15 protein-coding genes are annotated in these 19506 nt (G+C 73.4%); 7 read left to right on the forward strand and 8 right to left on the reverse strand.

Features of this window, described 5'->3' with window-relative positions; translation table 11 throughout:
* The first annotated feature begins 66 nt into the window (after positions 1–66).
* Positions 67–1509: a S41 family peptidase gene (locus tag ACTWNK_RS24480; protein ID WP_474306828.1), complete on the forward strand. Its 1443-nt coding sequence runs from the start codon at positions 67–69 to the stop codon at positions 1507–1509.
* 41 nt (positions 1510–1550) lie between these two features.
* Positions 1551–2726, forward strand: coding sequence for an alpha/beta hydrolase family protein (locus tag ACTWNK_RS24485; RefSeq protein WP_474306829.1), 1176 nt, complete (start codon positions 1551–1553; stop codon positions 2724–2726).
* Here the strand turns inward: ACTWNK_RS24485 and ACTWNK_RS24490 are convergent.
* Positions 2678–3532, reverse strand: coding sequence for a sulfite exporter TauE/SafE family protein (locus ACTWNK_RS24490; protein ID WP_474306830.1), 855 nt, complete (start codon positions 3530–3532; stop codon positions 2678–2680). The genes ACTWNK_RS24485 and ACTWNK_RS24490 overlap by 49 nt on opposite strands.
* Positions 3533–3597: 65 nt before the next feature.
* Here ACTWNK_RS24490 and ACTWNK_RS24495 point away from each other — a divergent pair, with 65 nt between their 5' ends.
* Positions 3598–4323 carry a phytanoyl-CoA dioxygenase family protein gene (locus ACTWNK_RS24495; RefSeq protein WP_474306831.1) on the forward strand — a complete coding sequence of 242 codons (726 nt, stop codon included), beginning with the start codon at positions 3598–3600 and terminating at the stop codon, positions 4321–4323.
* Between the two features lie 7 nt (positions 4324–4330).
* Here the strand turns inward: ACTWNK_RS24495 and ACTWNK_RS24500 are convergent, their stop codons facing one another.
* The 3 genes from ACTWNK_RS24500 to ACTWNK_RS24510 are packed head-to-tail and all read right to left on the reverse strand — an operon-like array spanning position 4331 to position 9356.
* Positions 4331–6070 (reverse strand): ABC transporter ATP-binding protein, encoded by a 1740-nt coding sequence (locus tag ACTWNK_RS24500; protein ID WP_474306832.1) that lies wholly within the window; start codon positions 6068–6070, stop codon positions 4331–4333.
* Positions 6067–8613: an ABC transporter ATP-binding protein/permease gene (locus ACTWNK_RS24505; RefSeq protein WP_474306834.1), complete on the reverse strand. Its 2547-nt coding sequence runs from the start codon at positions 8611–8613 to the stop codon at positions 6067–6069. The genes ACTWNK_RS24500 and ACTWNK_RS24505 overlap by 4 nt, the downstream gene beginning before the upstream one ends.
* Positions 8613–9356 (reverse strand): TetR/AcrR family transcriptional regulator, encoded by a 744-nt coding sequence (locus ACTWNK_RS24510; RefSeq protein ID WP_474306835.1) that lies wholly within the window; start codon positions 9354–9356, stop codon positions 8613–8615. Before ACTWNK_RS24510 ends, ACTWNK_RS24505 begins: the two co-directional genes overlap by 1 nt.
* Positions 9357–9581: 225 nt before the next feature.
* Between ACTWNK_RS24510 and ACTWNK_RS24515 the strand changes: the two genes are divergently transcribed.
* A complete protein-coding gene (locus ACTWNK_RS24515; RefSeq protein ID WP_474306836.1) occupies positions 9582–10622 on the forward strand; it encodes a PP2C family protein-serine/threonine phosphatase in 1041 nt (346 codons plus the stop codon).
* Between the two features lie 42 nt (positions 10623–10664).
* On the opposite strand, the gene ACTWNK_RS24520 is transcribed toward ACTWNK_RS24515, so the two are convergent.
* Positions 10665–10988: a cupin domain-containing protein gene (locus ACTWNK_RS24520; RefSeq protein WP_474306837.1), complete on the reverse strand. Its 324-nt coding sequence runs from the start codon at positions 10986–10988 to the stop codon at positions 10665–10667.
* A 71-nt stretch (positions 10989–11059) separates the two neighbouring features.
* Between ACTWNK_RS24520 and ACTWNK_RS24525 the strand changes: the two genes are divergently transcribed.
* Positions 11060–12085, forward strand: coding sequence for a helix-turn-helix domain-containing protein (locus tag ACTWNK_RS24525; protein ID WP_474306838.1), 1026 nt, complete (start codon positions 11060–11062; stop codon positions 12083–12085).
* On the opposite strand, the gene ACTWNK_RS24530 is transcribed toward ACTWNK_RS24525, so the two are convergent.
* A complete protein-coding gene (locus tag ACTWNK_RS24530; protein ID WP_474306840.1) occupies positions 11983–14184 on the reverse strand; it encodes a penicillin acylase family protein in 2202 nt (733 codons plus the stop codon). The genes ACTWNK_RS24525 and ACTWNK_RS24530 overlap by 103 nt on opposite strands.
* Positions 14185–14441: 257 nt before the next feature.
* Here ACTWNK_RS24530 and ACTWNK_RS24535 point away from each other — a divergent pair, with 257 nt between their 5' ends.
* Positions 14442–15350: a D-alanyl-D-alanine carboxypeptidase family protein gene (locus ACTWNK_RS24535; RefSeq protein ID WP_474306841.1), complete on the forward strand. Its 909-nt coding sequence runs from the start codon at positions 14442–14444 to the stop codon at positions 15348–15350.
* Here ACTWNK_RS24535 and ACTWNK_RS24540 read toward each other — a convergent pair.
* Entirely contained in the window at positions 15340–16632 is a 1293-nt protein-coding gene (locus tag ACTWNK_RS24540; RefSeq protein ID WP_474306842.1) for an RNA polymerase sigma factor, read from the reverse strand. The genes ACTWNK_RS24535 and ACTWNK_RS24540 overlap by 11 nt on opposite strands.
* 15 nt (positions 16633–16647) lie before the next feature.
* Entirely contained in the window at positions 16648–17067 is a 420-nt protein-coding gene (locus ACTWNK_RS24545) for a YciI family protein (protein ID WP_474306843.1), read from the reverse strand.
* A 202-nt stretch (positions 17068–17269) separates the two neighbouring features.
* On the opposite strand from ACTWNK_RS24545, the gene ACTWNK_RS24550 reads away from it, so the two are divergent.
* A complete protein-coding gene (locus tag ACTWNK_RS24550; protein ID WP_474306844.1) occupies positions 17270–19444 on the forward strand; it encodes a transglycosylase domain-containing protein in 2175 nt (724 codons plus the stop codon).
* The last annotated feature ends 62 nt before the right edge of the window (positions 19445–19506 follow it).

The following is a 19506-nucleotide window of genomic DNA, read 5'->3' on the forward strand; positions in this document are numbered from 1 at the left end:
ACCGTTCGTCATTTCACGGTGCATCCCGGCCGGGGTGCACCGGTTCCCCCTCAACGGAGGACTCCCATGAGACACACGGCGATGACGGCTGCCCGGATTCTGCTCGGGCCCGCCGTACTCTGTCTTGCGCTGGCCTGCGCGGGACCTGTGCCCGCTGCCACCACCGGGGGTGCGCCCGCGTGCGCCAGACCCGCGGGGGGTGGCCCGATCCCGGCCGAGACGCCGGTCACGGTCGACGTCGTCGAGCAGGGCTACCACTGCATCCTGACCAACTACGTCAACGGGGCCACGCTCGACGCCAGGTCGTTGCTGCTGGCGGGGTTCGCCGCGCTGGCCGACGAACTCGACCGCACCGGGCACGACGGGCCCGAGGCGGTCGTGCCCGCGTTCACCGGGGACCGGCAGCGCGACTGGGACGCCTTCGAGGCGGCCTACCTGCGCATCACCGCCGATCTGCCCGGCGGAGCCACGCAGGCCGCCCGGCTCGGCGAGGTCACGCTCGCCGCCATGGTGGCGAGCCTGCGCGACAACCACGCCCGCTGGGTCCCGGCGGGCAGCAGGCCGCCCGCGTCCAAACCCGACGAGGTGTACGGCATCGGCCTCAGGCTCAGCGCCTCGATGCCGCAGGTGCTCTTCCATCCGTCGAGCGCCAAGGCGCCCCTGTACGTCACGGCGGTCGCGGGCGGGCCCGCGCGCAAGGCCGGGCTGCGGGCCGGTGACGTCGTCGAGTCGGTCAACGGCTCCGCGCCCTTCGTCGACGGGGTCGTCACGCCCGGCCTGGTCACGATGCTGTATCCCAGGTACCCCGAGGCCCGGCCGGTCACCCTGCGCCTGCACCGGCCGGGCACGCACCGCCGCTGGAGCGTCACGCTCAAGCCCGGCCTGTTCACACTGGGCGAGGACCAGGGGCCGATGACCGCGACCCGGCTGCCTTCGGGCGCCGCCCACATCCGGCTGAACGGCTTCGCGCCGCAGGCCGCGGCGCGGGTGCTCAGGGCGATCACCGAGCTCGGTGCGACCAAGCCGGTCACCGGGGTCGTGCTCGACCTGCGGACCAACACCGGCGGCAGCCCCCGTGAGGTGAACCAGTTGCTCGGCGCCTTCGCGCACGGCAAGGTGACCGCCTACTTCTGCACCGCCGCCGGAGCCTGCGAGGCCCAGCGCACCGACGACGGCGTCGCGCTGCTCGGACTGCCCCTGGTCGTGCTCACCGGCCGCGAGTGCGCATCGGCGTGCGAGCACTTCAGCGGCGCGGTCAGGGACCTGGGGCTCGGGCCGATCGTCGGGACCAGGACGGCGGGCGCGGTGTCGGGCCCGGCCGAGCCGTGGCTGCTGAGCAACAACAGCCGGATGGGGCTGCCCTCCCGGCACCATCTCGGGCCCGCGCGCGAGGTGCTCGACCGGATCGGCGTCGCGCCGGACCACTACGTGCCGCCGAGCGCGGCCGATGTCGCGGCCGGGCGCGATCCGGCGCTGGCCAAGGCCGTGTCGCTGCTGCCTGGCGGCTGAGCCCGCTGTCCGTCGAGGGATGTCGAAGAAGGGATGAGGTCATGCGTTTCGTGTCCGGACGTCGAGGGGTCGCCTGCGCCGCCCTGCTGCTCGTGGCGTCGGTCTCGGGCTGTTCGCCGGTCGCGCCGTCGGCCGCCGCCGCGTCGCCCGCGCCCTACCTGCCCGCGCCGACGGGGCCGCATCGCGTCGGCGCCACGGTGCTGTATCTGAAGGACGCCTCGCGGCGTGACCCTTGGGTGGCGTCCTCGCCCGCCAGGGAGCTCATGGTGACGCTGTGGTACCCGACCGAGGCGCGAACGGGGCGGCGGCTGCCGTACCTGACGGCCAAGGAGTCGGAGCTGCACCTGAAGGGCAACCGGGTGAGCACCCTGCCCTACGACGTGCTGAGCAGGACGCGCACCAACGCCTTCGTCGACGCGCCCGCGGCGGGCCAGGCGCGCACGCTGCCGCTGGTGGTGCTCTCGCCGGGCGGCAACAAGCCGCGTGCCACGCTGTCCGGCCTGGCCGAGGAGCTGGCCGGCCATGGGTACGCGGTGGCCGCGATCGACCACACCTACGAGAGCTACGCCACCACCTTCCCCGACGGCCGGGTGGCCACCTGCATCGCGTGCGAGAGCGACTCCGACCCGGGGTTCGGCGCCAGGACGGTCGCGATCAGGGCGGCCGACGCCTCGTTCGTCGTCGATCGGCTGACCCGCTCCCCCTCGGTGTGGAAGGGGGCCTCGCTCATCGATCCGTCGAAGGTGGCGATGGCGGGGCACTCGCTCGGCGGGGCGAGCGCGCTGGCGGCCATGCTGAAGGACAGGCGGTTCCTGGCCGGGGTCAACATGGACGGCACCAGCTACGCCACCATCACGCCGCGCGGCCTGGCCCGGCCGTTCCTGCTGCTGGGCACGCAGGACGGGCACAGTCCCGGCGGGCGCGACACCTCCTGGGAGGCCGACTGGAAGCGCCTGACCGGCTGGAAGCGCTGGATCGTGGTGGCGGGCACGCACCACGCGTCGTTCACCGACGTCCAGGTCCTGCTGGCCGACCAGCTCGGCCTGCCCCTTGAGGCCAGCACCAAGGGGGCACGGGCGATGGAGATCACCAGGGCCTATGTCCTGGCCTTCCTCGACAGGCACCTGCGCGGGCGGCGGCCGCCGCTGCTCGACGGGCCTTCGGCGCGCTACCCCGAGGCGAAGATCTGCTCGGTCCGCGAGAAGTCCTGTGCCTGACCGGTGGCCAGGGCGCCGGGCAGCGACTGCCAGAGGTAGGACAGGGCCAGCGCCACCGCCAGCACGCCCAGCAGCAGGCGCAACGCGGTCTCGGGCATGCGCGGCTGCAGCCTGGCGCCGACGTAGCCGCCCGCCAGGCCACCGAGGCCGCAGCTCAGGCCCAGCAACCACTCGGGCGCGATGTCGCCCGGCGTGGTGAGCGACAGCACGCCGTAGGTGAGGGCGCCCGCGAGCGAGGTCAGGAACGTCGAGGCCAGCGCCGCGGGCGCCACCACCGCGACCGACATGCCCCACCCGACGAGGATCGGCCCCAGGATCGACCCGCCGCCGATGCCGTACACACCGCCCACGACACCCACCGCCAGCGCCAGCGCGCTCACCACGCGCGGGCCCGGCGTCCTGGCCCCACCCTTGCTCCGGGCGCCCGGTCGCAGCGTGCGCAGGCACAACCACACGCCGAGCGGCAGCAGCAACGCCGCCACCAGCAGCCGGAACACGTGCGGCCCCGGCACCACGAACACCCGCACGACCGCGCCGATCACCACACCCGGCAGCGTGCCCAGCACGAGCTGCCTGGTCAGCGGTCCCAGCAGCTGCCCGTGCCGCCGATACCTCAGCAGCGCGCCCGGACCCGACACCACATTGAACAGCAGGTTCGTCGGCGTCACCGCCGGGCTCGGCACCGCCAGCACGCTCATCTGCACCGGCAGCAGGAACACCGCGCCCGACACGCCGACCGGCGTGGTGAACACCGAGATCACCAACCCGGCGACCAGCCCGATCACACACTCGGCCAGCAAGGACACGGAGGCGATCTTATGCGTCCCGGCAGGCGGGAAAACGCGTGGACAGGGTCGTTAGCGTGGAGGACATGCAGAACATCGATGTCGACGCCTTCGTCAGGGACGGTTTCGTCAAGGTGGAGGAGTCCGTGCCCCGCGAGGTCGCCGACGCGGCGCGTGAGGTGTTGTGGCGGCAGATCGGGCTGTCGCCGGACGAACCCGAAGGCTGGACGCAGGCCGTGGTGTGGACGGCCGACATGACGGGGCAGGGGCCCTTTCGCGCATTGCTCGCCAGTGAGCCGCTGCGGGAGGCGCTCGACGCCGTCGCCGGGCCCGGTGGATGGGCGCCGAGGGGGGCGCTCGGCAACATGCCGATCAGGTTCCCCCGTCAGCCGCCCGCCGAGGACAGGGGGTGGCACGTCGATGCCTGTGTGGCGCAGGAGGGCGGCTCGTGGGCGGTTTCGGCCAGGCCCGAGACGCTGCTCGTGCTCACCCTGATGTCGGATGTCGGGCCGGACGACGCGCCGACGCGTATCCGGGTCGGCTCGCAGCGCGACGCCGTCAAGGTGCTCGGCGACCAGGTGCTCGATCCGTTCGTCGCGGGGCCGCTGCTGGACGAGGCCAGTGCGCACCGGCCGCTGGCCCTTGCGACGGGCCGGCCGGGCGATGTGTACCTGGTGCATCCGCTGACCGTGCACGCCGCCGACGAGCATCGGGGCGCCACGCCCAGGTTCATGGCCCAGTCGCCGGTCTTCCTCACCTCGCCGGTCGTGGCCGGGCAGGACAGCGCCCTGGCGCGGGCACTGTCCGGCTGAGGCGGTCCTAGGTCGCGGACGTGGTGCTCAGCTGCCACCCCGCGGCCTGCTCGCGCCTGTTCCAGTACGCGGCGAAGCGGCCCTGCGCGGCCAGGAGTTCGGCGGGCGTGCCGATCTCCACGACCCGGCCCTCCTCGAGGAAGACGACCTGGTCGGCCCTGGCGATCGTGCTGAGCCGGTGGGCGATGACCAGGGTGGCACGCCGGTCGCCGCCGAGTTCGAGCGCGCCGACGACGGCCCGCTCGTTGGCGGCGTCCAGTGCGGCCGTGGCCTCGTCGAGCAGCAGCAGGGGCGCGTCCTTGAGCAGGGCGCGTGCGATGCTGACGCGCTGGCGCTCGCCGCCCGACAGGGCCGCGCCGCGTTCGCCGACCTTGGTGTCCCAGCCGTCGGGCAGGCGTTCGACGACCTCGTCCAGTCTGGCCGCCGCTGCCGCCTTCTCGACGGCCTCGGCGCTCGCCGCCGGGTCGCCCAGCCGTACGTTCTCGCGAAGGCTGGCGTCGAAGAGGTAGACGTCCTGGAAGACGATGCCGAGGCCGTTCATGAGCTGGGGCGGGTCGTAGGCGCGCACGTCGTGCCCGGCCACGCGGACGGCGCCCGAGCCCACCTCGTGGAAGCGCGCGATGAGGGCGAGCAGGGTGCTCTTGCCCGCGCCCGACGGGCCCACGACGGCGGTCGTGGTGCCGCGCTCCACGACGAAGGACACCCCGGCCAGCGTCTCTGTGCCCGGTTCGTAGCCGAAGTGCACGTCGTCCAGTTCGAGCGCGGGCGCGGCCGGGTCGGGCACGACCTCGGCCTGCGGCGGCGCGAGGATCGGGGCGTCGAGCATCGCGTGCACCCGGCCGAGCGTGCCGCGCATGGCCTGCACGGCGGGGAACAGCTCGGCCAGGGTGACGAACGGCTCGACCAGCCGCACGGCGACGATGACGAGCGCGACGACCTCGGCGCCCGCCAGCGCGCCCTCGACGCCGAGCACGACGGCGGTCGCGGCCAGCGCCAGCAGCACCACCTGGGTGACGACGCCGAACATCACCTGCCCGGGCAGGCCGTACCCGACCAGGCGCAGGGTCGCGGCGCGCTGGCGCTCCAGCGCCCGGCCCACAGCCGAGTCCGGCGTGCCGGCCCTGCCCGCGGCGCGCAGTGCGGGCTGCGCCTGGGCCAGTTCGATGATGCGCCGACCGGCCTCGGCCGACGCCTCGGCGTAGGAGTCGTCGGCGGCGCGCAGGAAACGCGCGCTCGCCCAGAGGGTAGCCATCAGCACGGGCACGGCGGCCAGCGCGACGAGCCCCAGCGGCCAGGCGACGACCAGCAGCCCGGCGCCGATCAGCGCGGGCGTGGTGAGCGCGTTGGCCGCGGGCGTGATCAGGTAGCCGATGCCCTGGCACAGCTCACGGCCCGAGGAGGTCAGCGCCCGCTGCCCGTCGGCCCTGCGATCGGCGGTGAACCAGCCGAGCGCGATGCGCTGCAGCCGGTCGACGACCCGCCCCTCCATGCTGGACAGCAGTGCGAACCCGATCGTGAACCCGGCGCCCGCCACCGCGTGGTCGGCGACCCACCCGGCCGCCACCAGCACGGCCAGGACGCCGATCCAGACCAGCGCGTCTCCTGGCGAGTCCGACAGCAGCGAGCCGAGCAGGGGGACCAGGCTGAGCACCGCACCCGCCCTGAGCACGGCGCTGAGCGCCAGCAGGCTCACGTACCTGGTGACGGCCCGCCGGTCGTCGACCAGCCGAAGTGTCTGCGCGATCATGCCCGCGTCTCCTGGGTGGTGATGAGCTGGGAGGCGCTCCACAGCTCGCGATAGAGGCCCGGTACGGCCAGCAGGCCGGTGTGCGTGCCGCGCTGCACGATGCGCCCGCCGTCGAGCACGACGATGGCGTCGGCTCCGGCGACCGTGTGCAGGCGGTGGGCGATGACCAGGACCGTGCGGCCCTCGGTCAGGGTGCTGAGCGCCTGCTGCACGCGGTCTTCGGACTCGGGGTCGGCGAAGGCCGTCGCCTCGTCCAGCACGAGGACGGGCGCGTCGGCCAGCAGCGCCCTGGCGATCGTCAGCCGTTGCGCCTCTCCGCCCGACAGCCTGGCCCCTTCGCCCAGCAGGGTGTCGTAGCCGTCGCTCAGCCGGGTGATGCGCTCGTGGATCTGGGCCGCCTTCGCCGCCCGTTCCACCTCCTGCCGGGTGGCCTCCGGTCTGGCCAGGGCGATGTTGTCGTGCACGCTGGCCCGCACGAGCGAGACGTCCTGGAAGACGAACCCGACGTGCCGGTACAGCTCGGTCAGCGGCAGGTCGCGCAGGTCGACGCCGTCGAGGGTGATGGCGCCTTCGGTGACGTCGTGGAAGCGGGCCAGCAGGGCGGCGAGCGTCGACTTGCCCGCGCCGCTCGGGCCGACGAGCGCGGTGAGCGTGCCCGGCGCCAGCTCCAGGTCGATGCCCGAAAGGACCGTGTGCCTGGCGTCGTAGCCGAAGGACACCTCACGGAAGGCCACCTTACGGCCGCGCTCGCCGCCGGGCAGGGCGTGCGGCCGCTCCGGCTCGGGCAGCTCGGGCTCGGCCAGCAGCAGGCCGATGCGCTGGGCGGCGGCCTGGGCCTCCCGTACCGAGCCGAGCCCGTAGGCGGCGGCCAGCAGTTGCGCGCCGAACGTCACGCCGAGCAGCAGGAACGGCAGCAGGTCGGCGGCGCCGAGCACGCCGCCCGCCAGCAGTGCGCCTCCCGCGACGATGATGAGCAGCAGGGTGGTGAGCGGCCTGGTGACCAGGTCGACGAGCGTCTTGCGCCCGGTCAGCGGGCGCTGCCAGCTGTCCAGGAAGCGCGCCCGCTCGGCCAGGGTGGCCCGGAACCCGCCGACCGGCCCCGCGTCGTAGGCCCGGACGACCGCGAGGGCGTCCAGGTAGGCGACCGCCTCGGAGGCGACCCGCGTCTCCCACGTGGTGAACTCGGCCAGCGCCGCCGTCGACGACTGCACCATCCTGGCGGTCAGCACCGCGAACACCACCAGCGGCACCAGCAGCACCACGGTCAGCGCGGCCGAGACCGAGAACAGGTACCCGAGCACGGCCAGCGGCGCGACCAGCGCGGCCACCACGTCGAGCACGGCATGCGTCACCAGGTAGTGCACGCTGGCGGCGTCGTCCTGCACGGCCTGCTTGACCGCGCCCGAGCTGCGGGCGGTGAACCAGCCCAGCGGCAGGCGCGAGATCTTGCCGACCACCCTGGCGCGTACCTGTTGTCCGAAACGCGCGTCCAGCACGTGCATGGCGACCACGAGGCCGCCCGCCGCCGTCGCGCCCAGCCCGAGCAGCACCAGGGCGAGCGTCCCGAGCCCGGCCAGCCCCTCGGCCGCCGCCCCTGCGGCCAGCAGCCTGCGGCACAGCTCCACCAGCACCAGGAAGGGCGCCAGCTGCAGCAGGCTGACCAGGGCCTGGAAGACCCCGGCGAGAATGAGCTTGGGGCGCAGCGGCGCCATCAGGCGCGCTCCGGCGCGCGAGCGCCATTCTCCCTGCTTCGCCTGGGATGGGGCTGGTACGGGCGCCGTGGTCTCGGTGGCCGGGCGGTCGCGGTCGGCGCCCATGGCCTGGCCCTTGATCCAGTACGCGCGGGCCTTGACGTCGGTCTTGGGGAAGCCGAGCTCCTTGAGCCTGGCCTGGACCTGCTTGGTCGCGGCCGACTCGGAGGTGACCCAGGCGTACCAGTCGGACCAGTCGCGCCCATCGATCGCCCTGGCGGTCGCGGCGGGATCGGCCTCGACCGGCAGCCAGGTGAGCGTGCTGCGGGGATGCGAGGTGATCGGGATCAGCAGGTCCTCCTCGTGGAAGGACTGCAGGACGACCTCGACCGGCGTCTCGGGCGGCAGCGCGGCCAGGATCGCGTTGATCCCGGGCACGGAGGCGGCGTCGCCGACCAGCAGGTACCCGGCGGGGGCCGGTTGCGGCGCGGTGAAGTGCCCGGAGGCCCAGCGCGTCACCTGGATCGTGTCGCCGGGCCCCGCGCCCGCCGCCCACGCGCTCGCCGGGCCCGCCGGGTCGTGCAGCAGGAACTCCAGGCTCACCGTGCGGGTGATCGGGTCGGGGTCGACGAGCGTGTAGCCGCGCTGGTGCTCGCGTCCGGCCTTGACCTGGTCGGGCGCCCAGAGCCTGACCCAGGCCGCGGGGTCGAACGACTGGCCGTCGAAGAGGGTGGGGGCGTCGAAGGTGATGCGGCGGTAGTGCGGGGTGAGATCCTCGACCGCGATGACGCTGAGCGTGTGCTCGCGCGCCCCGAAGGTCTTCATCATCGCCCCGGCGTATCCCCGAGCCATCAGTGCTGCTCTCCTGTCGTGCCTGTCACAGCTGTCGTACCGGTGGTGGAGCTCATGGCCGCGGGGCGGCGCAGGGTCAGCGAGGCGACCGGGCGTCCCGGCGGCAGGTGGGTGACGAGGCCGTCGGCCGCGGCGGTCAGCAGCAGCACGAAGTAGTCGTCCGGCGTGTGCCCGGGGATGTCGCCGAGCGCGGCCCGCAGCGGCTCCGAGCCCGCCATGGCGGCCAGCGCCGCGCCGACGGCCTCGTCGGCGCCCTGCGGGTCGACGCGGTCGCGGGCGGCACGCGCCTCCTCGGCGGCGGCGATCCCGAGTGCGACGGTGGCGACGGACGAGCTCAGCACGGTGGCGGCGGCCGGGTCGTACCCGCGTCTGCCGAGTGCCGCGATCTGCGCTTCGAGCAGCCTGACCCCCGAAGGCCCGCGCGGGAACAGCCGCTGCAGGTACCCGGCCATGCCCGGCCTGGCCAGGACGAAGCTCCGCAGCTGGGCGGCGAACCCGACCAGGTGGAGCACGGTCTCCTCGCCGGGATGGTCGACGAGCGTGAGGTCGTCGAGCACGGCCTCGCCGACGAGCGCCTCCAGGGCCGACCGGCTCGGCACGTGCCGGTAGACGGCGGCCGTGGTGACGCCGAGCGCGTCCGCCACCTTCTGCACGGTGAGGTCGGCCATGCCGATCGCCGCACCGGCGGCCACGACGTCCCGCAGGGTGAAGCTCGCGGTACGCCCGCCTGTCTTCGCGTTCACTGCCCGCCTCTTGTAGGTAAGCCTAACCTTAGTTATGCGGCATAACTTAGATGAGAGGCTCGAAGCACCACAAGAGGTGACAACTCACCAATCTGGCTACGGCAGCCCCGGCGTCAACCTGCGAGAAGTCGGAGGAAGCCGGTTTTGTGGTTGTGTCTGCCTGCATGGTGAGGTATTTCTTACCGACGACCGGTGGTGACGGACGAGAGCAACACGGAGGCCTGCTTGACCTCGCAGTCGGCTCTGCGGATGCTCCCCTTCGTCGCGATGACCCTGGTCGCGATCGTCGACTTCCTGACGGGACCGTCGCTCGGGTTCCTGTCGCTGCTGACGCTCGGCCCGACGTTCGCCTCGGTCGCGGGCAGCGCGCGGCGCACGGCGTTCGCCGGGCTGGTCGCGCTGGCGATCTGCGTGCCGCTGGCGGCGTACAACGACGTGCTGTTCAGCTGGCAGAACAACATCACGATCGCCACCATCGTCGGCGTCACCGGCGCCAGCATGGTGGCCAGCAGGCTGAGGATGCGCAGGGAGCGTGAGCTCGCCGACGTGCGCAGGGTGGCCGAGGCGGCCCAGCGGGTGCTGCTGCGGCCGGTGCCGCGCCGCGCGGGCGGCCTGCTCGTCGCCCTGTCCTACACCTCGGCGGCGGCCGAGTCGCAGATCGGCGGCGACCTGTACGAGGTGGTGAGCACGCCCTCAGGGGTACGCCTGCTCATCGGCGACGTCCAGGGCAAGGGCCTTGAGGCGGTCGAGACGGCGGCCTGGGTGCTCGGCGCCTTCAGGGAGGCCGCCTACGACGAGCCCGACCTGAGCAGGGTGGGCGCCAGGCTGGAGGCGAGCCTGGCGCGGCACCTGGGCGGCGAGCAGTTCGTCACGGCGATCATCGCCGAGGTGCACGAGAAGGAGATCTCGCTGCTGAACTGCGGCCATCCCGCTCCCCTGCTGTTCAGCGGGCACGCGCGGGCGAGCCTGGCCGAGCCGCCGCAGGAGGGGCTGCCGCTCGGCCTGGCCGGGCTCGGCGCCGAAGCGCCGCGACCGCATCGGGTGCCGTTCGCGCCCGGCGACCAGATCCTCTTCTACACCGACGGCGTCATCGAGGCCCGCGACCACGAGGGCCGCTTCTACCCCCTGACCGAACGGGCCGAACTCCTGCGCTCGGGCGAACCGCAGTCGGCCCTCGACGCCCTCAGGGCCGACCTGGTCGGCCACGCGGGCGGCCCCCTGCTCGACGACGCCGCCATGCTGCTGCTGCGCAGGCCGAGTCCCTGAGTCCTTCGTGTTCCCACCCGGCCTCGGTCGCCCGTGCGGGACTCAGCCCGGCAGGATGCTGATGCCGAGCATGCGGGCGCCCGTCTCGGTGCGCGGGCGGTGGGTGCTGCCCGGTGCGAAGACGACGTAGCTGCCGGGGCCCAGGCGCTCGCCCCTGTCGAGGAACTCGCCCGACAGGACGAAGTAACGCTCCTCGCCGTCGTGCACGTCGTCCTCGGGCCACTCGGCGCCGGGTGCGAAGTCGTACATCCAGCCTCTGGCCCACGCGGTGGCGGGCAGGCGTCGCCTGACGATGCCGGGGACGACCTCCACGGCCTCGACGTCGTCGACCTGGACGATCTGCATATCGGTGAAGTCCTGTGTCATGCCCTCATCGTCGCGAGCGCCTGCCGTACCGGCCCAGTGTCTTGATTGACGTCCTGCGGTACTTTTCTGCCATGACTCCGCATCGGGTGGTCGCCCTGGTCCTGGCGCCGCAGTCGCCGTTCGAGCTGGCGTGCGCGGCCGAGGTGTTCGGCACGCCGAGGCCGGGGCTGCCTGGCCGCTACAGCTTCGAGGTGTGCGCCGAGCGGCCGGGCGCGGTCCCGACCACGGCCGGGTACGGCATGCTGGTCGCGCGAGGGCTCGACGCGCTCGACGACGCCGGCACGGTGGTGATCCCGGGCTGGCACCGGCGCGAGGACAGCGCGCCGCCCGCCGTGCTCGACGCCCTCCGGCGGGCGCATCGGCGTGGCGCACGGGTCGTGGCGATCTGCTCGGGCGCCTTCCTGCTGGCCGAGGCCGGGCTGCTACAGGGGCGCAGGGCCACCACGCACTGGCGGATCGCCGCCGAGTTCGCCGAGCGCTTCCCCGGCGTCGAGGTCGAGCCGGACACGCTCTACATCGACCTGGGCGACGTCGCCACCAGTGCGGGCACGGCCGCCGGGATCGACCTGTGCCTGCACCTGGCCAGGGCCGACCACGGCGCCGCCTATGCCGCCCAGGTGGCCAGGCACATGGTGATGCCGCCGCACCGCGAGGGCGGCCAGCTCCAGTACGCGGGCACGCCGCCTGCCGCCCCCGTCTCCGACTCGCTCGCGCCGATCCTCGACTGGAGCGCCGAGCGGCTGCACGAGCCGCTCACCCTTCAGGACCTGGCCGCACGGGCCGGGCTCTCGCCACGCACGCTGGCGCGCAGGTTCGCGGGACAGCTCGGCGTCAGTCCGGGCCGCTGGCTGCTCGGCAGGCGGGTGGCCGCGGCGCAGGCCCTGCTGGAGGAGACCGACCTGTCCGTCGAGGCGATCGCGCTCAGGGTGGGCCTGTCGTCGGCGACCAATCTGCGCCGCCGCTTCCACGCCGTGCTGCACACCACACCCGCCGCCTACCGGCGCTCGTTCGGGGGCGGCTCACGCCTCAGCTCGACCCGCTCCCCCACGGCGGCCCCGCCGCAGGGCGACGGCCTGATCCAGCCGCCTGACGCGTAGACGCCAAGCTGGTCGGCGTGGTGCGGCGAGGCCGGGTCCGCCGCCTGCGAGTAGGCCATGACGGTCCTGACGTCCGGGCAGGCCGACCCGGTGAAGGCGACGGCCTGCACGTAGGTGGTGCCCGACGAAGGGATGAAGTGCGAGCGGCTCCACTCGCCGCCGACCACGTTGCCCAGCGAGTCGTCCAGCCCGCCGCCCGGCACGGGCACACGCCGTCCGGCCCGGCCGAGGACGTACTGGTGCTCGCCCAGCCTGGCGTCGAGTGCGATCCCCGCCGCGCGCATGGCGCGTACCGCCTCGCCCAGGGCACGGGCGTCGGGCTCGGGGGCACGCGGGGTGCGCAGCGGGTCGGCCGGGTCGAAGGGCACGCCCCAGCGGGGCTCGCCGAGCGCCGTCCAGTACCGCGCGAACAGCAGCGCTCCCCTGCTGCCGGTCTCGAAGCTCCGGTCCCAGCGCGCCAGCACGCCGCATGCCGTCCTGACGTCCACCGGCCCCCGCGCCGACGGCGCACGCCCGCCCGGCAGCCTCCCGCACAGGCCGAGCAGGCCGTCCACGGCCAGTTCCCCGGCATGCGAACGGTGTGAGGCGTTGAGCCGCCACAGCGCCGCCGCGTCCAGCGGTCCGCGCCGCAGGGCCGCCGCCAGGTCGAGCAGGCCGGACCTGGTCCGCAGGCTGCGCGGTGTGGCGCCGTCGCCCGTGATGCGGGGCAGGCCGGTGAGCGGGTGGCCGGGGTCGCTCAGCCAGTGGCTGTCGTTGGCGTTGAGGACGTGGTCGCGGCTCTCGATCACCGGCAGCCTGGCCGGTGCGATCGTGCCGGGCACAAGGGCGCCGGGGTCGCGGCCCGGCGCGCACGCCGCCTTGGAGCCGTCGAGCACGGCGATCCCGCCCACCATGTCCAGGACGCAGGCGTCGGCGGCGTTCGGCACGCCCTTGATGTCGGCGTGCAGCGCCGTGCCCTTGGAGTCGGCCGCGACCGTGTTGCCGATCGCGCTCTGCCCCGCGCGCAGCACGCCGAGCAGATCGCCGGTGTCGGCGGCGCGGGCGAAGCCGTAGGAGGTGTCGAGCATGCGCAGGTTGCCGGTGGTCGCGCTGGCGACGGCGTAGAGGTCGTCGCCGAGCGTGAGCACGTCACCGAACCCGGTCGAGCGCAGCGTGCGGACCTCGGTACGGCCGCCGCCGAGGTCCACGGCGACCTGCCGGACGGCCATGGGGGTGGCGACGCCGTCGACGAGGTACCCGTCGGGCCCGGACGGCTTCAGCTTGACCAGGGCGAACGGCTTGGCGGTCGAGATGGTGTGCGTCCAGGCGACGGACGGCGTGTACCCGATGAGGACCAGCGGCAGCCCGATCACCGTGGCGCCGCCGACGTCCATGAGGCCGGGCACGCGCAGATGCGACTGCCAGAAGCGGTACTGCCCGGCCCACGACAGGTGCGGGGCGCCGAGCAGCACGCCCTTGGCGTCACGGGAGGCGCGCGAGCCCAGGGCGATCGCGTTGCTGCCGCCGCGCGGCGCGGTGAAGCCGCCCGACTGCAGGGCGCCTTCGCCCGAGATCGTGTACATGAACTGGTAGAGCGCGCCGAACACGTCCAGCTCGGTGATCGGCCGCAGCCAGGAGGCGCCGCGGCACGCCGGGTCGGTCACCCGGCCCTGCTTGAGCCGCTTGTTGAACCCGTCGGCGAACCCGCGCGCCGCACCGCGCACCGCGTCGCCAGGCCCGTGGGGCGCCCCCTGCTCGACCAGTCGCCGCAGCCGCCCGTCGGCGATGCGACTGCGGACGAACAGGTCGTGCTCCAGATTGGTCGCCGCCCCCACGCCGAACCCCGCACGCGGCGCCACCCCGGCCCCGAAGGCACGCGAACGCTCGCCCCTGGCGCTGAGGTACGTCTCGGCCATCGCGCACAGGTTGTCTCGCGCCTGGGCGTATCCCTGGCCGAACGCGACCTGCTCCAGGGTGGCGGCGGTGATGTGCGGGATGCCGTACGCGGTGTAGCGGATGGTGGCGTCCGGCCGGGCCGAGGGCGCGCCGGAGGCGGCCGTGAGCGGGGTCAGGGTCAGGCCCGCCACCAGCCCCAAGGTCAGGAAATTTCGCAATCTCATGGCTCTTCATCCTTCGCGCAGGCGCCCCCGCCCACCTCCTGCGCACGACCGATCCCCGCGCAGCCGAAGGTCGCGGGACCCGATCGCCCTTGGACTCGCGCGAGGGGGAGCAGGCTCCCAGCCGGTTGATACCGAACGGATGCACACCCGAGCGGCGGCCAAGACACGCCGCCCGCGATGCGGACACCCCCGACGCCCACAGTGACGGGTGAGCGCCGGTCCCGGCGCGATGGACCACCTGTGGAGGTGCCGTACCCATGCGCTTCACCCACCGCGCCCTCGCCCCCGCCCTGCGCGTGAGCGCCGCCGCCCTGGCCGTGGCGAGCCTGTCCGGATGTCTCGGCGTCGCGCACGGCGACGGCCCTGACCTGGACTGGCCCGACGAGGGCCAGGCGGCCGTCGAGGTGGTCGGGGTCGGCGGACTCGGGGTCAGCGGCCTCGACGACGGCGGCATCCTGCGACCGGTGCCGATCGCCAGTGTCACCAAGGTCATGACCGCCTATGTGATCCTGTCCGGCCATCCGCTCAAGCCGGGCGCGCAGGGCCCGCTCATCACGGTCGACGCGGCGGCGGCCGAGGAGTCGCTGTCGCCGAGCGAGTCCAGCGCCCCGGTGCGCGCGGGGCAGCGGCTGTCGCAGCGCGCGCTGCTCGAACTCATGATGATCCCCTCGGGCAACAACATCGCCCGGCTGCTGGCCCGATGGGACGCGGGCTCGCAGGAGGCGTTCGTGGCGAAGATGAACGCCGCCGCCGTCGCGCTCGGCATGACCAGCACGCGCTACACCGGCGCCAGCGGCAACGAGGACTCCACCGTCAGCACGGCCGCCGACCAGCTCAAGCTGGCCAGGAAGGTCATGCGCGACACGGTGTTCCGCCAGATCGTCGCCAGCACCGAGACGGCCGTGCCCGGCGACTCGCGTGTGCTGCCCAACACCAACACGCTGCTCGGCTCGCAGGGCGTGGTCGGCATCAAGACCGGGTCCGGCACGGCGGCGGGCGGCAACCTGATGTGGGCGATCAACACGCGACTGGGCGGGCGCGCCCGTCTCGTGCTCGGCGTCGTGCTCGCCCAGGCGCCCGGCACCGACCCCGTGACGGGCAAGCGCGCCGCCATCGAGGCGGGCGACGCGCTCATCGCCTCGGTGCGCCGCGCGCTCACCCCGTGAGGCCGTCGCCCAGCGCCTCCAGCTTGTTCTCCAGTACGGCCCGCTCGCGCGTGTTGGCGCACAGCCGTACGGCCTCGCGCAGTTCGGTGCGGGCCTCGGCGTCGCGGCCGAGCCTGGTCAGCAACTCACCCCGTACGGCGGGCAGCAGGTGCGAGGCCGCGAGCGCGCCGGAGGCGACCAGCCCGTCGACGACGGCCAGCGCGTCGGCGGGCCCCTTGGCCATCGACAGCGCCACCGCCCGGTTGAGCTCGACCACGGGCGACGGCGCCAGCCTGCCGATCGCCTCGTACAGCAGCACGACCCGATCCCAGCGCGTCGCCTCGACCGAGGGCGCGTCGGCATGGCACTCGGCGATCGCCGCCTGCAGGCCGTAGAAGCCGAGGCCCCTGCCCGCCTTCGCCGCACGGGCGAGTGCGGCCTTGCCCCGGCCGATCGCGGCATGGTCCCACCGGCGCCGATCCTGGTGCTCCAGCAGGACCGGCTCGCCGGTCGGCGAGGTACGGGCGGGAAAGCGCGCGGCGGTCAGCTCCAGCAGGGCCAGCAGGCCGTGCACCTCCGGCTGCTCGGGCACCAGCCGGGCCAGCACCCTGGCCAGCCTGGCCGCCTCGCCCGCGAGGTCGAAGCGGATCAGGTGATCGCCCGAACTGGCGGACGATCCCTCGGTGAAGATCAGGTAGATCACGTTCAGCACCGAGCCGAGCCGTTCGGACCGCTCGTCGGCCGAAGGCGTCGCGAACGCCACCCTGGCCGCGCCGAGCGTCTTCTTCGCCCTGGTGATGCGCGCCTGGACGGTCGCGGTCGGCACCAGGAACGCCTTGGCGATCTCGTCGCTGGTCAGGCCGCCGATCACGCGCAGGGTCAGCGCCACCCTCGCCTCGCGCGACAGCACGGGATGGCAGGCGACGAACATCAGCGCGAGCACGTCGTCGTCGATCTGGTCGGGGTCCCAGAGCACCTCGTCGCCGCCGCGCGCCGCCTCCCCGCCCGCCAGGGCGCCGCCTTCGCCCAGGTCGCGGGCGAGGGCGGCGTATCTGTCGTCCAGGGCCGAGCGCCGTCTGAAGGCGTCGATCGCACGACGCCTGCCGACGGTGAGCAGCCATCCGGCGGGGTTGCGCGGCACGCCGTCGCGCGGCCAGGTCACCAGCGCCTCGGCCAGCGCCTCCTGGGCCAGGTCCTCGGCCAGCGCGAAGTCGCCGGTGTAGCGGGCCAGCGCGCCGACGATGCGCGCCGACTCGATCCGCCACACGGCGGCCACGGCCTCACGGCCCGTCGGGTCGGCCATGGCCTGCCGTTCCGCTCAGAGCTGCCCGGTCGCCTCGCGCCACGCGCGCTCCTTCTGGATCCACTCGTTGTTCTGCGGGAACTCGTCGATCGAGGTGACCCTGCGGATCTCGGTCTTGAACCCGGTCCCGGCGCCCGGCAGGCGCTTGGCCCACTCGACGGCCTCCTCCTTGGAGGCGACGTTGAGGATGTAGAAGCCGCCGAACAGCTCCTTGGTCTCGCCGTACGGGCCGTCGGTGGCCAGGGGCGGCTCGCTGGAGTGGTCGACGACCACGCCTTCGGCCGCGTCGTCGAGCCCCTCGGCCGCGACCAGCACACCGGCGCGGATGAGTTCGTCGTTGAACCTGCCCATGGTGTCGATGATCTCGTTGAAGTCGATCTCGCCCATCTTCGCGTAGGCCTCGTCGGTGGCCCGCATGATCAGCATGTACTTCATGGTGTTCGCTCCTCGTTGTCGTGACTCGCCCATAGGTCGAACGGGCGATGCCTCGGATCGACACGCGGGCCATTCTATTTTTCCGGTTGGCGGCGTCGCGACCGTCGTGGCCGCGACCTGCTGTCATAGCCTTTTCGATATCGAGGCGGCAGGCATATCAGTCTTGGACGCCTCGCCCGGGCCTGTGCTGTCATGGCGTGCTATGTCCGCACCGACGCCTCGTACCGCCCTGTCCGGCATCACCCGTTTGACGGCCGCGGCCGTGGCCGCAGGGGTGGTGGTCGCGGCCATCGGCCTGCCGGCCGTCGGCGGGGCCGGAGCGGCCATCGTCACCGCCACCGAAGAGCTGAACCTCGCCCCCGAGGAGCTCGACGAGCCGCCGCTGGCCGAGGCGTCCAGCGTCTACGACGCGGCGGGACGGCGCATCGCCCAGTTCTACGCCGAGTACCGCAAGGCCGTGCCGCTGGCGCGGGTCGCACCCGTGATGCGCACGGCGATCGTGGCCATCGAGGACTCCCGCTTCTACGAGCACGGCGTGCTCGACCTGGAGGGCACGGCCAGGGCCCTGGCCAAGAACCTCGTCTCGGGCCGGGTCAGCCAGGGCGGCTCCAGCATCACCCAGCAGTACGTCAAGCAGGTGCTGCTCAACTCGGCGGGCACCGAGAAGGAGAAGAACGCGGCCCTTGAGGCCAGCTACGCCCGCAAGCTGCGCGAGTTGCGGCACGCCATGGCCGTCGAGGCGAAGTACACCAAGGACGAGATCCTGGAGAGATACCTCAACATCGCCTACTTCGGCGCGGGCGCGGGCGGTGTGGAGGCCGCGGCCAGGCGCTTCTTCGGTGTGAGCGCGGCCCGGCTGAACCTGGCCCAGGCCGCCACGCTCGCGGGAGCCGTACAGGACCCCAACAGGACCGACCCGAACCTCGGCGCCAAGGCCCGCGCGCTGCTGCAGAAGCGGCGTGACGTCGTCCTCGACCGCATGGCCGAGCTCGGCCGCATCACCCCTGCCCAGGCCAAGGCCGCCAAGGCCCGCAGGCTCGGCTACAAGGGCGTTCGCCAGCCCAACGGCTGCCAGGCCAGCAGATACCCCTACTTCTGCGAGTACGTCAGGCACCAGCTGCTGGCCGACCCGGCGCTCGGCCCCACGCAGCGCCGCCGCGAGCAGGCGTTCAGGCAGGGCGGGTTCACCGTCCGCACGACGCTCGACCCCAGGGCCCAGCTGGCCGCCGAGCGGGCGATCCGCAGGCACGTGTTCGCCTCCGACCGGGCGCTGGCCGCCGAGGCGCTGGTCGAGCCGGGCACGGGGGCGATCAGGGCGATGGCGGCCAGCCGGGCCTACGGCTCGTCGGCGGCCAGGAACCAGATCTCCTACAACGCGGTCGCCGACACCGCGCACGGCGGGCTCGGCGGGTTCCAGCCGGGCTCGACGATGAAGACGTTCACCCTGCTCACCGCCCTCAAGCAGGGCATGCGCGTCGACGACGGGATCACCGCCGGAGCAGGGTACACCGCGCCGAGCGCCTCCAGCTTCCGCACCTGCTCGGGCCAGGCCGTCGGCGACCCGTCGTGGACGGTCACCAACGACGAGGGCTCGCCCGGCTTCAAGACGCTGGCCACCGGCACGTGGGGCTCGGTCAACACCTTCTTCATGGTGCTGCAGGAGCGGGTCGGCCTGTGCGAGACCGTGCGCACGGCCAGGTCGCTGGGCGTCAAGCGGGCCGACGGCGCCAGGCTGCGCGAGTACGAGACGTTCACACTCGGCATCAACGAGACCGACCCGGTCACGATGGCCGCCGCCTACGCGGGCATCGCGGCCAGGGGCACCTACTGCACGCCCTCGGCGATCACGAAGATCACCGACAGGGACGGCAGGAGCACGGTCGTCGAGCCGGACTGCGAGCGGGCGCTGGAACCCGAGGTCGCCGACGCCGCCGCGCACGTGCTGTCCGGCGTCTTCACCCACGGCACCATGCGCGGCGTGGGCGGCATCGGCAGACCGGCCGCGGGCAAGACCGGCACCACCGACGGGTATGCCAGCGCCTGGTTCGCCGGGTTCACCCCCGATCTGGCGGGCGCGGTCAGCATCGGCGACCCGCGCGGCTCCCAGCGGCACAAGCTGACCGGTGTGACGATCGGCGGGCGCTACTTCGGCTCGGTGCAGGGCGCCTCGCTGCCGGGCCCGATCTGGAAGGACACGATGACGGCCGCACTGCGTGGCGTGCCGCCGAAGGCGTTCACCCCGCTCGACGTGTCCCGCTTCGGCGGCTGCGGAACCGCCTGCGCCCCGGCACGCCCGAACCCGCGCGCGACCCCGGAAGCAGACCCGGAAGCAGACCCCGAGGCGACCACGACCGCGGAGGCGCCTGACGCCCCTTGACAGGCCATGTCAGATCACATAGACCACAGGGAGCCAGCCCGTCGATCATCTTCAGGGAGACT

This window comes from Nonomuraea sp. IBHARD001 (assembly GCF_056106265.1).